This is a genomic window from Citrobacter sp. W9, assembly GCF_026719375.1.
Taxonomy (GTDB): domain Bacteria; phylum Pseudomonadota; class Gammaproteobacteria; order Enterobacterales; family Enterobacteriaceae; genus Citrobacter; species Citrobacter werkmanii.
In genome coordinates this window covers 113,621-129,969 of the sequence record NZ_JAPPTE010000001.1, presented here as the reverse complement: position 1 = coordinate 129,969, position 16,349 = coordinate 113,621, and the positions used below count along the sequence as shown (strand labels likewise).

Genomic DNA, 16,349 nt, shown 5'->3' with positions numbered 1-16,349 from the left:
GGCGTTGGAATTCACTGCGCGATGCAGCAGTTGCCCTGTTAATCATTCGCGATGGCATTTTTGCAGGAGAGTGGGGATACTCGCGTTCCTGGCCACAAAAAAAGATTTCCTTAGAAAGGTATGACCACAGAGTAACTTAAAAAACAAAGCAACAAAATTAACAATAATGAAATAAATAACATTAATTAATAACACTTCAATAGCTTTCATCGATCTTTTATCGTATTTACGATCTGCCAAACCTATCGTTTAAATCTATCAAAATATTTATATTGATCGTTTTTATCGATCGTATATTCTGTATGAAATAAATGCTATTGACGGCATTTTTATTACCAGCGCAGTCAGAAAAATTCTTCTCTCTTGCGTTGTGTCGCACCAGAAAATTATCAAGGATTACGCTTAAAAATTTACGTAACATCTATTCAAATAGATTTCGATTAGCAAGAACATCCAAAAATACACACTTTCAGCACCCGGGCTAACAGGTTTTAAGTAGCTTGCTTACATTGAGAGCGGTGATAACTCACTGAGAATTGCGCATGATGATATCGTTAAAAAAAACGGAAAATATAAATTTCGTTAATACATTTAAAGACTATTTTTGTGTAGGCATCGCATTTTTTGCTTTACAGTTTGTCGCTGGTCATCTCAGTAAGCAGGAAGATATTGCGGGTGCAACCCTGCATTTTTACGATCTCACTTTACCTCTCATTTCCGCATTACTGGTTTTATACAGGCAAAAGGCATTCCCCATTTTAGGTGCCTTTTTCTTGTATGCGCTCTACTCTTACTCATTAGATTCGCTGCTAACGTTATCAGCTCAGGTACTGGCCGCACTCATTAGCCAGACATTCTATGTGTTCTCGACAGGTAAACGAAGTGCCGTAAGCTTTGGCCGCAGCCAGCTTACAACCCTACGTATTGTTTGGCTGGTGTGCTGCAATTCCTTACTCTTTATCTCGATTGAGCACTGGTTCCAGTCGCGAGTTATTTCTGAACCAATGACTCATCTTTTTACACTGCAAACATTAATTAACTTGCAGTGGTTGATGAACTCTTGCCTGACAGGGATCCCTTTTTGTTACCTGTTGCTCAGAAGCGTTCAAAATCCAGTATGGTGTATTTTACACATCAGGCATGTGAAGACATTGATAAAATCCGGCCCACCTATTTTATGTCAAGTATTATGGCTGGTCCTGTTAGTCTGCATTATGTCTGCTTTGATTGTCAGCAGACAGGATATACTCATATTTACTGACTACTCATTACTGTGGCTTCTTCCGCTCATGCTATGGGGAGTGATCTGTATTGGTCATGCTTTCATATCCCCTGTTTGGGTAGCGATGCTCATCTTGCTAGGATATAACATAAATAGTTATATCCCACCCGCTGACGATAAAAACTATTTACATAGTCTGGTGATTTCTTCTACGGTCGTGTTTGTCTTTTCGCTGACGATTGTCGTTGCCGGTGTACTTGCCATTCGTAACCGAAAATACCTCCGACGCCTCAAACAACTTTTTAGATCAGAGCCTAATACTGGACTGCCTAACTTTCAGGCCCTGCAAATGGATATTCGTAAATACTCAACTGAGTGTCTGTGTTACATCCGTTGTACTGAACTGAACACGCTAGAGCAAACGCATGGTATCGAGTTCCGTTTTGAGTTTGTAAAAGGGTTAAGCACCTATGTGCGTAAATTAATAAGCGGTGACGATAATATCTATTATGCCCCAGGTCACGGGATAATTCTTCGCCTTAATGCCATACCTGACATTTCTGAACTGTATAAAAAACTAAACTCTTTCCGTTTTATCTGGAAAGACTACCAATTGGGGTTATCTTGCGGTATGGCGTATACCACCGAGAAAAACCTGATTAAAAATTTATCGCTAGCTATTAAGCAGCTTAATACCCAAAGTTACATCTCGTTGATGCAGGGGCAACCGTTATTACTCAACCCACAAATGCCGGGTGATAGAATTGTCAGTCAGGCTGTGATTCGTCATATGTTGCAAAAAGCTATCGACAGACAATCGTTTGAACTTATGGCCCAACCTATCGTATCAACAATGTTGGTTGTTCAACCGATCGTGTCAACCACTGGACTGACACGTTATCACGAGATACTTATTCGGATAAAAATGGTTGATGGTAAATTAATCTTTCCAGATACCATCCTACCGGTTGCACGCGAGGCAGGACTACTCCCTGCGCTGGATATCACCGTGATTGAACAGACATTTCGTTTTATACAGTCACGACAGAAATCTGAACCCAACAGCCATTTTTCTATTAACCTGACCCCAGATTCGCTTAATAAAATTGATTTTCTTGATAATGTTTTCACCTTGTTTAGAAAATACGCCATCGCACCGGAACGTATCATTTTTGAAGTCATTGAATCAGATATCATTGATAACGCCAATGTCACTGATGTTCTGAGAGCATTACGTAAAGCCGGTTCGAAAATTGCTATTGATGATTTTGGAACCGGAGCATCCAGTTATTCTCGTTTACGAACGTTAGACGCTGACATTCTGAAGATTGATGGCTCATTCATCCGTAATATTCTGACCGATGAGTTTAGTCGATGCGCGGTCAGATCATTCTGCGAAGTGGCGAAACTGAAAAAAATGGAAGTCGTCGCGGAGTTTGTTGAAAATGAGGAAATTGAAAAGATGCTAATCACGATGGGTATTGGTTGGTTACAGGGATACCATATAGGAAAACCCGTTCCTATAGAGTTAGCTCAATTGTAATTCAGTTATTATAATAATAATTATCTTACAACATTGATTCACTTACCGGCTCCCGTGCCGGTTTTTTTATTGCCTAATGCAAGCTGTACATTAATTAAAGCAGCTATGCCGCAACTGTCTGCCGCGGCATAGCGTATTTTATTTTTAGCCCAATTCAGCCGAAAGCTATTGTTGATTCCGCTTCCATTACTCCCAGGCCCGCTCAGTTTTCGCCGCGTCAAACTGCGGCGGCGGCTTACGAAAACGTCCGGTCAGCCAGGCGAGATACACCAACCCTAACCCGGCCCATACCAGTCCCAGCGTCAGCGATGTCACCTCCAGATTGACCCACAGTACGGCAACCGTGGCGGCGCCAACCATTGGCAATACCAGATAGTGCAATTTCTCCTGCCAGGTATGTTTACGTCCTTCACGCCGCCAGAAGTGGTTAAACACCGACAAATTGACGAACGTAAAGGCCACCAGCGCACCAAAGTTAATCAACGCAGTGGCGGTCACCAGGTCAAAAAACAGCGCCGACAGCGCCACAATGCCGACCATAATGACGTTTAGCGCAGGGGTGCGCCATTTCGGATGAACATAACCGAAGTACTTCTCCGGGAAGACGTTATCCCGGCCCATCACGTACAGCAAACGAGATACACTGGCATGTGACGCCAGGCCTGACGCCAGCGTATTCACAAAAGTCGTACACAGGAAAATGGACTGGAACAGTTTGCCGCCGACATACAGCGCAATCTCCGGCAGCGCCGCATCCGGGTCTTTAAAGCGGCTAATATCCGGGAAAAACAGCTGCATAAAGAACGAAGCGGCAATGAAGATCAACCCACCGTACAGGGCGGTGAGGAAAATAGCTTTCGGGATGGTACGCGCCGCATCCGGCGTCTCTTCAGAAAGCGTCGTCACCGCATCAAAGCCGAGGAACGAGAAGCAGACGATGGTCGCCCCGGTGATTATTGGGATCAAATGTGCATTCTGGCTAATAAATGGTTGCAGCGACCAGACGGTGCCGACCCCCTCGCCTTTATGCAGTCCCTGTACCACGAGGAAGATAAACACGGCGATTATCGCCACCTGCACCAGCACAAACAGCGCATTGAAGTTCGCCACCAGATTAACGCTTTTCAAATTGGCCGCGGTGAGGATCGCCACGAACATCACCACCCAAATCCATGGCGCAACCTCCGGGAACAGCGCGGAGAGGTAAATTTTCGCCAGCAGGACGTTAATCATCGGCAGGAAAAGGTAGTCAAGCAGCGACGACCAGCCAACCATAAACCCCACGTGCGGATTGATGGCTTTTTGCGCATAGGTGTAGGCCGAACCGGCCTGCGGAAACTGGCGTACCAGCTTACCGTAACTGATGGCGGTGAACAGCACCCCCGCCAGGGCCAGCAGATAGGAGGCCGGAACATGGCCATTGCTGACGCCCGAAACAATCCCAAAGGTGTCAAACACCGTCATCGGCGTGAGATAGGCCAACCCCATCACCACCACCTGCCACAGTTTCAGGGATTTTCGCAGTTGTGTTTTGCCCGGCTGGGCTGCAACGTCCACAGGAGAATTAGTCGACATAGCGATCCTCCCCGCAACGAGTCCAGGTCTGCGTTCGAAACGTTGGTAACGCAAACCTGAGTCGTGTCGGGGCGGATCTCCAAAAGTAAGGCGTCAATGTCGTACGGCAAAGGTGTGGTCCGTACTTACTGCGGGAGCCATGGATGCTCACGCGGGGCTGGTTTTTAAACACTGGCATCATCACATTTCCTCGTCACAAACTCTGTCGGTTATCTGAAGACCCGTTGTCGCCCGCGCTCCATTACGCGACATCCGGGAAATGGCAGGTATTCCTGCAATTTTTACGGGCTGGCTCCGCTCAGCCCGCATGATGCGACTTCTTTTTAAATGACCTGTTCGACGGTCAGGCGTTTTTCAACATCCACTCAATTTCAGTGTCGGTGATAAGACGTTCAAACTGGATTAATTCATCGTTTTTACAGGCGTGATACACGTGGCTAAAACGCTCCCCCAATAATTCACGCAGACTGTCGTTTTGCATAAACTCCCACAGCGCATCACTCTGACGGATCGGGAACGGCAAACCTTCCTGCTCCAGTCCGTTGCCTTCCACCTCTTCCTGTAACGGCAGCTCGTTATCCAGACCATGGAGGATCCCGGCCAGAATGGTCGACATCACCAGATAAGGGTTGGCATCAGCCCCCGCCACACGGTATTCAACCCGATGATTATCACGATCGCCGCAGGGAATGCGCAGCGCCACAGTACGGTTGTTATGCCCCCAGGAAGCCTGGGTAGGGACGTACATCCCCGGCTGGAAGCGACGATAAGAGTTCACATTTGGCGCCAGCAGCGCCATCGACGCGGGCATCAGATCAATCATCCCGGCAAGCGCACGCTTAAGTAACGCGGAATCATCGCCATTCGCATCGGCCAGCACGTTCTCGCCTTTGTTATTCATAATGCTGATGTGGATATGCATCCCGCTACCGGCATGCTCCTCATAGGGCTTTGCCATAAAGGTGGCATGCATCTTATGTTTCTCCGCCACCAGCCGCACCAGGCGCTTCAGCGCCAGCGCATCGTCACATGCGTCGAGTACGTTATCGGTATGGATGAGATTGATTTCAAACTGACCAGGAGATGCTTCGGCCACCGCACCGTCGGCCGGGATCAACTGCAGACGGGCCAGTTCGTCGATATCGTTCAGCACATCAGCAAAGTGGTTCAGGTTATCAACGGAGTAAACCTGACTTTGGGTATTACGATCGTCCGTTCCCGGCGCGCATGGCGGCTGCAGATAACCTTCGGGATCGCGCTTGCGATCGAGTAAATAGAACTCCAGCTCTACCGCTACGACGGGGAACAAACCGCGCTGGCGCATTTTCTGCCAGAGTCGGTTGAGAACGTTCCGCGGCTCAACGTCAAAGGGAGCGCCATCTTCATCCAGCATTGTCAGCATCATCTGGCCAATAAATTCCGGATCGGCGGCCGAAGGGGTTAACGTTCCGAGTACCGGCACACAGGTCCTGTCCGGTTCGCCAAGTTCTTGTCCTAATCCCGCCTCTTCCACCACATTGCCCAGAATGTCCATCGCGAACACCGATGCGGGAAAATAACAGCCCTTCTCTAACTTAGACAATCCCGACACGGGAATGCGTTTACCGCGAAAACAACCGTTAAGGTCGGTTAACAGCACATCGACAAACTGCGTGTTGGGATAACGTTCCAGATATTGCTTCACTTCGCGCGCAAACGCGCTACTTCGCCTCTCTTCAGAATGCTGAACAAAATTCTCAACTTCTACGATATTGGTTTCCATGATTCACCGCCGTTGGCCTGGTAAGCTTTCTGTGATTTGACTGTTAAATATAATGTCCACCCTTCGACTCTGGATGCAAACAATTTGTTTGTCAAATGTTAAATTAAGTTTGCTAGAAGGTTATTACGCTGCTAGATTGAGAAAATAATGAACGGAATTGCACAACAAGGAACCGTTTGGCAATAATTTATTCCAAAACGTGAGGTCGATCATGGGCAATATATTTGACAAGCCAGTTATTGGTGTAGTGATGTGTAGGAACAGGCTTAAGGGTCACGAGACCCAGACTCTGCAAGAAAAGTACCTGAATGCGGTTTTGAATGCCGGTGGATTACCGATAGCGTTACCTCATGCGCTCGCGGAGCCAGAATTACTGAACGCGCTGTTACCAAAACTGGATGGTATCTTCCTGCCTGGAAGCCCAAGCAATGTGCAACCGCACCTCTATGGTGAAAATGGCGATGAGTCTGACGCCGATCCGGGGCGTGATCTTCTGAGCATGGCGCTAATTACCGCCGGGCTCGAAAGGCGCATTCCCATTTTCGCCATCTGCCGGGGCTTACAGGAATTAGTTGTCGCCACTGGCGGGACTCTGTATCGTCGCCTGTGCGATCACTCACAGTTCCTGGAACATCGTGAAGATGCGGAACTCCCGGTGGAGCAGCAATACGCCCCATCTCATGAAGTCCAGGTTCAACAGGGAGGATTGCTGTCGCAATTAATACCAGGTTGCAGCACGTTTTGGGTTAACTCCTTACATGGTCAGGGCGCAAAAACGCTTGGCCCGCAGCTGCGTGTGGAAGCACGATCGCAGGATGGATTAGTGGAAGCGGCCAGCGTTCACGACCATCCTTTCGCGCTCGGCGTGCAGTGGCACCCGGAATGGAACAGTAGCGAATACGCCCTGTCGCGTTTGTTACTTGAAGGTTTTATCACCGCTTGTCAGAACCACCTCGCTGAAAAACAGCGACTCTGACCACTACTGTTAAGGAAATGCAATTATGAGCGATGACGGCCTGGCGCCGGGTAAACGTTTGTCAGAGATCCGCCAGCAATTGGGTCTTTCGCAACGTCGTGCCGCCGAACTGTCTGGGTTGACGCATAGCGCCATCAGTACCATAGAGCAGGACAAAGTCAGTCCTGCCATCAGTACGCTGCAAAAGCTATTGAAAGTATATGGACTGTCGCTCTCCGAGTTCTTCGCGGAACCGGAAAAGCCTGACGAACCGCAGGTGGTTATCAATCAGGATGATTTGATTGAGATCGGGAGTCAGGGAGTATCCATGAAGTTAGTTCACAACGGAAATCCGAATCGTACGCTGGCAATGATGTTTGAAACCTATCAGCCAGGCACGACAACCGGGGAGAGAATTAAACACCAGGGTGAAGAGATTGGGACAATACTGGAAGGTGAAGTCGTTTTAACCATCAACGGTCAAACGTATCATCTTGTTGCAGGGCAAAGTTATGCCATTAACACCGGCATTCCACACAGCTTCAGCAACACCTCGGCAGGGATCTGCCGCATTATCAGTGCCCACACTCCCACCACATTCTAATAAGTAGCGGCCTGAGTTTCTCAGGCCTTCTTAAATAACGCGCATTAACAGGGTAAATCCCTGGGGCATCGTGCAGCCTGATTTTGCCTGAAAAAGATCAGCAACGAACTTTATCTTATTGATATAAAAGGAGTAGCTATGAACTTTCAGAACCTTAAATATTGGCGTGAGAAAGCCAGTCATTATTCGCCGGAAACCCGTTTATTTATTAACGGCGAATATTGCGCCGCCGCCGATAACGAAACCTTTATTACTCAGGATCCGGCCGGGCAGCGCCCACTCGCCAAAGTCGCCCGCGGCAAAAAAGCGGATGTGGATCGTGCGGTCACCGCAGCCCGCGCCGTCTTTGAACGCGGTGACTGGTCGCAGGCAACCCCCGCAGAGCGCAAGGCGGTTCTCCACAAGCTTGCAGATTTAATGGAGCAGCATCACGAGGAGCTGGCGCTACTGGAAACGCTCGACACCGGTAAACCGATTCGCCATAGCCTGCGTGATGATATTCCAGGCGCGGCGCGCGCCATCCGGTGGTACGCCGAAGCTATTGATAAAGTCTATGGCGAAGTTGCCACCACCTCGGTAAACGATCTGGCGCTGATTGTGCGCGAACCGGTGGGCGTAATCGCGGCTATCGTTCCGTGGAACTTTCCCCTGCTACTGGCCTGTTGGAAACTTGGCCCCGCGCTGGCCGCCGGTAACAGCGTGATCCTCAAACCCTCGGAGAAGTCCCCACTGACCGCCATACGTCTTGCGGCACTGGCTAAAAAAGCGGGTTTGCCCGATGGCGTTCTCAGCGTGGTTAGCGGGTATGGTCATGAAGCGGGCCAGGCGTTGTCGCAACATCCGGATGTCGATGTGATCACTTTTACTGGCTCAACCCGCACCGGCAAGCAACTGCTTAAAGATGCTGGCGACAGCAACATGAAACGCGTGTGGCTGGAAGCTGGCGGTAAAAGCGCCAACATCGTGTTTGCCGACTGCCCGGATCTAGCGAAAGCCGCCGCCACTGCCGCGGCAGGCATTTTCTACAACCAGGGTCAGGTCTGTATCGCCGGTACGCGTCTGCTGCTGGAAGAGAGTATTGCCGACGAATTTATCGCGCTGTTGAAAGAGCAGGCGAAAAACTGGCAGCCGGGCAACCCGCTCGATCCTGAAACCACGATGGGCACGCTTATCGACAATGCGCATGCCGACACCGTGGACACCTTTATTCGCGACGGTGAAACGCAAGGCACGCTGGCGCTGGATGGCCGCAGCCATGTCCATCCGGCGGCTATCGGCCCGACGATTTTTGTCGATACCGCGCCGCAAGCCCACGTCAGCCGCGATGAGATCTTCGGCCCGGTACTGGTCATCACCCGTTTTAGCAGCGAAGCCGAAGCCCTGGCGCTGGCCAACGACAGCGACTACGGCCTGGGCGCCGCGGTCTGGACCCGCGATTTGTCGCGCGCCCATCGCATGAGTCGTCGCCTGAAGGCCGGTTCAGTCTTCGTGAATAACTACAACGACGGTGATATGACCGTACCGTTCGGCGGTTATAAGCAAAGCGGAAACGGGCGCGATAAGTCCCTGCATGCCCTGGAAAAATTTAGCGAACTGAAAACCATTTGGATCTCCCTGGAGCCTTAATCATGACTGAACATACCAGCAGTTATTACGCCGCAAGCGCCAATCAGTACGAACCGTTTCCCACCCTTAGCGAATCGGTTAGCTGTGATGTCTGTGTCGTGGGCGGCGGCTATACCGGACTCTCCTCCGCCCTGCATTTAGCGGAAATGGGTTATGACGTGGTGCTACTGGAATCCGCACGTATTGGTTTTGGGGCCAGCGGACGCAACGGCGGCCAGTTGGTTAACTCTTACAGTCGCGATATTGATGTTATCGAACGCAGCTACGGCCCGGATGCCGCCAAAATGCTCGGCAGCATGATGTTTGAAGGCGGCGACATCATTCGCGAACGCATTAAACGCTATCAGATTGACTGCGATTATCGTCCTGGCGGGCTGTTTGTGGCGCTGAACCATAAGCAGATGGAAACGCTGGAAGAGCAGAAGTCGAACTGGGAACGCTACGGCAACACACAGCTTGAACTGTTAGACAGCAGCGAAATTCGCCGCGAAGTCAGTAGCGATCGCTATGTCGGCGCGCTGCTCGACCACAGCGGTGGCCATATTCATCCGCTCAATCTGGCGATTGGCGAAGCTAACGCCATTCGTCTGAACGGCGGACGCATCTTCGAACAGTCGCCGGTCACCCGTATTCAACACACCAGCCCGGCGGTGGTCAGCACGGAAAAAGGTCAGGTGACAGCCCGCTTTGTGATCGTCGCGGGCAACGCCTACCTTGGCGATAAACTGGAACCTGCGCTGGCCAAAAGCAGCATGCCGTGCGGCACCCAGGTGTTAACCACCGAACCGCTGTCCGCTGAAATGGCGCGTTCGCTGATCCCGAAAAACTACTGTGTGGAAGATTGCAACTACCTGCTGGATTACTACCGTCTGACCGGCGATAACCGCCTGCTGTACGGCGGCGGCGTGGTCTACGGCGCCCGCGATCCGAACGATATTGAGCGCCTGGTGATGCCGAATCTGCTGAAGACCTTCCCGCAATTGCGGGGGGTAAAAATTGATTACCGCTGGACCGGTAATTTCCTGTTGACGTTATCACGCATGCCGCAGTTCGGCCGCCTTGATACCAATATTTACTATATGCAGGGTTACAGCGGTCACGGCGTGACCTGTACCCATCTGGCTGGACGCCTGATTTCCGAACTGCTGCGCGGGGATGCCGAGCGCTTTGACGCATTCGCCAACCTGCCACACTACCCATTCCCGGGAGGCCGCAGCCTGCGCATTCCGTTTACCGCCATGGGGGCGGCCTATTACAGCTTACGCGATCGCCTTGGGGTTTAAGTTCTTCCGCGATAAACCCGACGCACAGGGCGGTCTCCCCTGTGCGTTTTTTTATTCCCGGTCGGTGAAAAACAGATAACAGTCACGAATATATCGCTATAGGACATAACCACACTCTTCGCATTGTTTCTCTCCTTTAATCGGATACGCTTTTTTAGATATCGCTGGCGGCGTGCGCCAGAACTCAACGGGGGAAGAAACGCGTGTTATGAATACGAATAATGAGGAGACCTTTTATCAGGCGATGCGCCGGAAGGGAGTGAGCCGACGCAGTTTTCTTAAATATTGTAGCCTCGCCGCAACATCGCTGGGATTAGGGGCTGGAATGACGCCCCGAATAGCCTGGGCGTTGGAGAACAAACCCCGGATCCCGGTCGTCTGGATCCACGGGCTGGAATGTACCTGCTGTACCGAATCGTTTATTCGCTCCTCGCACCCACTCGCCAAAGACGTCATCCTCTCTCTGATTTCCCTCGATTACGACGACACGCTGATGGCCGCCGCCGGAACGCAGGCCGAAGAGGTATTTGAAGACATTCTGCGCCAGTACCACGGCCGCTACATTCTGGCCGTCGAAGGTAATCCTCCGCTGGGTGAACAAGGGATGTTCTGCATTAGCGGCGGAAGACCCTTTGTGGAAAAACTCAAACGAGCCGCCGCCGGAGCCAGCGCGATCATCGCCTGGGGCACCTGTGCCTCCTGGGGCTGCGTGCAGGCTGCCCGGCCTAACCCCACCCAGGCAACCCCGATCGATAAAGTGATCACCGATAAGCCGATCGTGAAAGTGCCCGGCTGCCCGCCGATTCCGGACGTCATGAGCGCCATCATCACCTACATGGTGACGTTTGACAGACTGCCTGAACTCGACCGTCTGGGGCGTCCGCTGATGTTCTACGGGCAGCGTATTCATGACAAATGTTACCGCCGCGCCCACTTTGACGCCGGGGAGTTCGTCGAAAGCTGGGACGATGATGCCGCCCGCAAAGGCTATTGCCTGTACAAAATGGGCTGTAAAGGGCCAACCACCTATAACGCCTGCTCCACCACTCGCTGGAATGGCGGCGTTTCCTTCCCCATCCAGTCCGGTCACGGTTGTCTGGGATGTTCAGAGAACGGCTTCTGGGATCGCGGCTCGTTCTACAGCCGCGTGGTTGATATTCCACAGATGGGAACGCATTCCACCGCCGATACCGTGGGCCTCACCGCGCTTGGCGTCGTGGCTGCCGGCGTCGGCGTCCACGCCGTCGCCAGCGCCGTCAACCAACACAACCGCCACAAACAGCAATTAGCCGACGCCAGACAGCAGTCGTCAGATAATGAGGATAAACAGGCATGAGCCATTCATATCAAACCCAGGGATATACCTTAAACAATGCCGGTCGCCGTCTGGTTGTGGATCCCATTACGCGCATTGAAGGTCATATGCGTTGTGAAGTGAACATTGATGAGCAGAACATCATCACCAACGCGGTTTCTTGCGGCACCATGTTCCGCGGACTGGAGATCATTCTTCAGGGTCGCGACCCGCGCGACGCATGGGCATTTGTCGAACGAATTTGCGGGGTGTGCACCGGTGTACATGCCCTTGCCTCTGTCTACGCCATTGAAGATGCCATTGGCATTAAGGTGCCCGACAATGCCAACATCATTCGCAATATTATGCTGGCCACGCTGTGGTGCCACGACCATCTGGTGCACTTTTACCAGTTAGCCGGAATGGACTGGATTGACGTGCTGAATGCTCTGAAAGCAGATCCTCGCGCCACATCGCAACTGGCGCAGAGTCTTTCTGCCTGGCCGATGTCCTCACCGGGCTACTTCTTTGACGTCCAAAATCGGCTGAAGAAATTTGTCGAAGGCGGTCAGTTGGGGATTTTCCGCAACGGTTATTGGGGCCATCCGCAGTACAAGCTATCGCCAGAGGCTAATCTGATGGGCTTTGCCCACTATCTGGAAGCGCTCGATTTTCAGCGCGAGATTATCAAAATCCATACGGTGTTTGGCGGTAAAAACCCCCATCCTAACTGGATTGTCGGCGGTATGCCGTGCGCTATCAATATCGATCAGAGTGGCGCAGTAGGCGCGGTCGATATGGAACGCCTGAACCTGGTGCAGTCGATCATCACCCGCACCGCTGACTTTATCAACAATGTGATGGTGCCTGACGCGCTGGCTATCGGTCAGTTCAATAAATCCTGGAGCCAGATTGGCACCGGGCTTTCTGATAAATGCGTTTTGAGCTACGGCGCGTTCCCGGATATCGCCAACGACTTCAGCGACAAAAGCCTGTTGATGCCTGGCGGCGCGGTGATTAACGGTGATTTTAACAACGTATTGCCTGTGGACCTCGCCGATCAGCAGCAAATTCAGGAGTTTGTCGATCATGCCTGGTACCGTTACCCGGACGATCAGCTGGGCCGCCACCCCTTCGAAGGCATTACCGAACCCTGGTATAACCCCGGCGATGTGAAAGGCAGCGATATTAATATCCAGCAACTTAACGAGCAGGAACGTTACTCGTGGATTAAAGCCCCGCGCTGGCGGGGACACGCCATGGAGGTTGGACCGTTGGCGCGCACGCTGATTGCCTATCACAAAGGGGATGCCGCGACGATTGAATCCGTGGATCGCATGATGTCCGCCCTCAAACTGCCGCTGTCGGGCATGCAGTCGACACTGGGCCGAATTCTGTGCCGGGCGCACGAAGCGCAGTGGGCCGTGAGCAAGTTGCAATATTTCTTCGACAAGCTGATGACCAACCTGAAAAACGGCAACCTGGCGACGGCGAATACCGAAAAATGGGAGCCAGAAAGCTGGCCGCAGCACTGCCGCGGGATCGGTTTTACCGAGGCGCCGCGCGGGGCATTAGGCCACTGGGCATCGATTCGCGACCAGAAAATCGATCTGTATCAGTGCGTGGTGCCAACCACCTGGAATGCCAGCCCGCGCGATCCAAAGGGGCAAATTGGCGCTTACGAGGCGGCGCTGATGGGTACCCAAATGGCGATACCGGATCAACCCCTGGAGATCCTGCGCACCTTGCACAGCTTCGACCCCTGCCTGGCATGTTCAACCCACGTGCTTGGCGACGACGGCAGCGAACTGATCGCAGTCCAGATTCGCTAAGCGTTGAGGAAAAGGAACGATGACTGGAAAGATATCCCCACGCGTCGGGGAGGCGCGTGATACCGCCGTCAGCCACTATGTGTTTGAAGCGCCTGTTCGCTTGTGGCACTGGCTGACGGTAGGCTGCATGTTGGTTTTGATGGTGACCGGATACTTTATTGGCCGACCGCTGCCATCGGTCAGCGGCGAGGCCACCTATCTGTTCTATATGGGCGACATCCGGCTGGCACATTTCGCCGCCGCCATGGTGTTCACGGTGATACTGCTGATGCGCATTTACTGGGCCTTTGTCGGTAACCGTTATTCACACGAGTTGTTTATTGTGCCGGTCTGGCGTCGCAGTTGGTGGCAGGGGGCGTTTTCGGTAGTACGCTGGTATCTGTTTCTGGAAAAGAAACCAGGGGAGGATATCGGACATAACCCCGTTGCGCAGGCGGCGATGTTTGGCTATTTCCTGCTCTCCGTTTTTATGATCCTGACCGGTTTTGCCTTATACAGCGAGCATAGCCAGTACGCCATCTTCACTCCCTTCCGCTATGTGACGGAGTTTTTCTACTGGACCGGCGGCAACTCTCTCGATATTCACAGCTGGCACCGGCTAGGAATGTGGTTCATCGCCGCCTTCATCATAGGTCATGTGTACATGGCTATCCGCGAGGACATCATGTCCGACGATACCGTCATCTCGACCATGGTCAACGGCTATCGTAGCCACAAATTTGCCAAACGTCAGCGCGACAAGGAGGCGTCATGAGCGAACCGAACGTCATCGTGATGGGCTTGGGCAACCTGCTGTGGGCAGACGAAGGGTTTGGCATTCGCCTCGCGGAGCGCCTGTACGCCCACTATCACTGGCCAGAATGGGTAGAGATTGTCGATGGCGGCACCCAGGGGCTGAATCTGCTGGGCTATGTTGAACAGGCCAGCCATTTGCTGCTGCTGGACGCCATCGACTACGGACTCGCGCCGGGCACTCTGCAAACCTACGCCGGTGACAAAGTCCCCAGTTACCTCAGCGCCAAAAAAATGAGTCTGCACCAGAACAGCTTCTCCGAGGTGCTGGCGCTGGCAGATATTCGCGGCCATCTCCCCGCGCACATAGCTCTCGTGGGACTGCAGCCGGTACAACTGGACGACTATGGCGGCAGCCTGACCGACATCGCACGCACTCAGCTCCCGACAGCGGAACAAGCCGCGCTTACGCAGCTGGCCGCGTGGGGTATCGCGCCACAGAGAAACGAGGAAACGCGTTGCCTGAACTATGAATGCCTGTCGATGGAAAACTATGAAGGCGTGCGTATTCGCCAGTATCGCGTGACGCTGGAGGAATAAACAATATGTTAAATGACACCCCATTTTCTGCGTTATGGCAACGTATGCTGGCGCGTGGCTGGCAACCGCTGAGCGCGTCTGAACTGGATGGCTGGGTAACCCGCGTGGGCAATGGCGTGGTCCTGCTCAGCAGCGATCCCCGCCGCACGCCGGAAGTCAGCGACAACCCGGTCATGATTGCCGAGTTACTGCGGGAGTTTCCCCAGTTTGCCTGGCAAATAGCCATGGCCGACCTTGAACACAGCGAGGCGATCGGCGATCGTTTTAGCGTGTTCCGCTTCCCGGCCACACTGGTGTTTATCCACGGCGAGCTGCGCGGCATTCTCAGCGGCATCCACCCCTGGGCTGACCTGCTTAACCTGATGCGGCCCTTAGTTGAAGAACAGATACCGCCGGAGTCTGCATGATGAGCGATTCCTTTTTTCATCTGCTGGGTCCGGGTACGCAGCCGGGCGATGATAGCTTCAGCATGAATCCCTTGCCCCTCACCTGCCTTGTCAACTGCGACCCCAGCATGGCGATACTGGAAAACTGCCCGCACAGCCCAGCGGTGATGGCATTGTTAGCCGATGTACGCCACCAGCTCGCCCGGAGAATTCCCGTCAGGCAGGAGGTGTTGAGATGGGATCTATCCACGCTCAACGCCGACGATCTCACGTTTTTGAATACGCTGCTCGGTGAAGGCGAAGTTTCAGCGCGCATCCAGCATGCTGACGGCCGGGAAAGCGAAATTCAGGAGTCGATTTTCTGCGGCATCTGGCGAGTGCGTTGTCAGAATGACAAGGGCCAATGGGAAGAACATCTGGAAGCCGGTGGCGCGCCGCAGGCGCTGTGGCAGGCGGCAACACTCAATACGCTGCCGAACGATAGCCTGCTGCCTGCGCCCATCGCCGGGTTAATGAATGGCCTGACGCTGGCCCAGGAACTGCTGGCGCACCTGCGCGATCCGGCCACGCTTCCTCATAGCATTAACCTCACCCAACTGCCTGTTAGCGACGCGGATCGCCGATTCCTCGCCAATCTGTGCGGCGAAGGGCACATTCAGATCCGCACCATCGGCTACGGCGAGAGCCAAATCGACGCCACGGCGCTGCGCCATGTCTGGCATGTGCGCTGTCTGGATACCCTGAAAGGGCTTTTGCTCGAGAGTTATGAGATCTGTCCATTACCGGAACTGGTACTGGCTGCGCCGGAAGATCTGCTCGACTCGCTCGAGCGCCTGGATGAAGTCTGCGCCTGGCTGGCATCCGGCCCGCCTGCCTGACTCCCCTCTTTAAGACCCGCGTACTTTTCTGCTGCGGGTCTGACGTTTTCTTCTTTA

At 52.8% G+C, this 16,349-nt stretch carries 13 protein-coding genes; 11 read left to right on the top strand and 2 right to left on the bottom strand.

Annotation, left to right across the window (positions count from 1 at the left end):
• Positions 1-542: 542 nt before the first annotated feature.
• A complete protein-coding gene (locus OOJ59_RS00655; RefSeq protein WP_159121062.1) occupies positions 543-2,765 on the top strand; it encodes an EAL domain-containing protein in 2,223 nt (740 codons plus the stop codon).
• A 186-nt stretch (positions 2,766-2,951) separates the two neighbouring features.
• Here the strand turns inward: OOJ59_RS00655 and OOJ59_RS00650 are convergent, their stop codons facing one another.
• Positions 2,952-4,340: an APC family permease gene (locus OOJ59_RS00650; protein ID WP_038637934.1), complete on the bottom strand. Its 1,389-nt coding sequence runs from the start codon at positions 4,338-4,340 to the stop codon at positions 2,952-2,954.
• Between the two features lie 343 nt (positions 4,341-4,683).
• Positions 4,684-6,102, bottom strand: coding sequence for a glutamine synthetase family protein (locus OOJ59_RS00645; RefSeq protein ID WP_085047687.1), 1,419 nt, complete (start codon positions 6,100-6,102; stop codon positions 4,684-4,686).
• Positions 6,103-6,313: 211 nt separating this feature from the next.
• Between OOJ59_RS00645 and puuD the strand changes: the two genes are divergently transcribed.
• From puuD to OOJ59_RS00595, 10 genes are all read left to right on the top strand, one after another.
• A complete protein-coding gene (puuD, locus tag OOJ59_RS00640; RefSeq protein ID WP_003838709.1) occupies positions 6,314-7,078 on the top strand; it encodes a gamma-glutamyl-gamma-aminobutyrate hydrolase in 765 nt (254 codons plus the stop codon).
• Positions 7,079-7,103: 25 nt separating this feature from the next.
• Positions 7,104-7,661, top strand: coding sequence for an HTH-type transcriptional regulator PuuR (gene puuR, locus OOJ59_RS00635; protein WP_038637926.1), 558 nt, complete (start codon positions 7,104-7,106; stop codon positions 7,659-7,661).
• A 138-nt stretch (positions 7,662-7,799) separates the two neighbouring features.
• Positions 7,800-9,287, top strand: coding sequence for an aldehyde dehydrogenase PuuC (gene puuC, locus OOJ59_RS00630; RefSeq protein WP_038637924.1), 1,488 nt, complete (start codon positions 7,800-7,802; stop codon positions 9,285-9,287).
• A gap of 2 nt (positions 9,288-9,289) precedes the next feature.
• Complete coding sequence (locus OOJ59_RS00625) at positions 9,290-10,570, top strand: NAD(P)/FAD-dependent oxidoreductase (RefSeq protein ID WP_038637921.1); 1,281 nt, start codon at positions 9,290-9,292, stop codon at positions 10,568-10,570.
• 208 nt (positions 10,571-10,778) lie between these two features.
• Positions 10,779-11,906, top strand: a complete 1,128-nt coding sequence (gene hyaA / locus OOJ59_RS00620; RefSeq protein WP_079225335.1) for a hydrogenase 1 small subunit — start codon at positions 10,779-10,781, stop codon at positions 11,904-11,906.
• Positions 11,903-13,696 (top strand): Ni/Fe-hydrogenase large subunit, encoded by a 1,794-nt coding sequence (hyaB, locus tag OOJ59_RS00615; protein ID WP_160956122.1) that lies wholly within the window; start codon positions 11,903-11,905, stop codon positions 13,694-13,696. Before hyaA ends, hyaB begins: the two co-directional genes overlap by 4 nt.
• Before the next feature lie 19 nt (positions 13,697-13,715).
• Positions 13,716-14,450: a Ni/Fe-hydrogenase b-type cytochrome subunit gene (hyaC, locus tag OOJ59_RS00610; RefSeq protein ID WP_150344711.1), complete on the top strand. Its 735-nt coding sequence runs from the start codon at positions 13,716-13,718 to the stop codon at positions 14,448-14,450.
• Complete coding sequence (gene hyaD / locus OOJ59_RS00605) at positions 14,447-15,028, top strand: hydrogenase 1 maturation protease (RefSeq protein ID WP_087856447.1); 582 nt, start codon at positions 14,447-14,449, stop codon at positions 15,026-15,028. The genes hyaC and hyaD overlap by 4 nt, the downstream gene beginning before the upstream one ends.
• A 5-nt stretch (positions 15,029-15,033) precedes the next feature.
• Positions 15,034-15,435 carry a hydrogenase-1 operon protein HyaE gene (gene hyaE, locus OOJ59_RS00600; protein WP_085047690.1) on the top strand — a complete coding sequence of 134 codons (402 nt, stop codon included), beginning with the start codon at positions 15,034-15,036 and terminating at the stop codon, positions 15,433-15,435.
• Positions 15,435-16,292 (top strand): hydrogenase expression/formation protein, encoded by an 858-nt coding sequence (locus OOJ59_RS00595; RefSeq protein WP_160956124.1) that lies wholly within the window; start codon positions 15,435-15,437, stop codon positions 16,290-16,292. Before hyaE ends, OOJ59_RS00595 begins: the two co-directional genes overlap by 1 nt.
• Positions 16,293-16,349 lie beyond the last annotated feature (57 nt).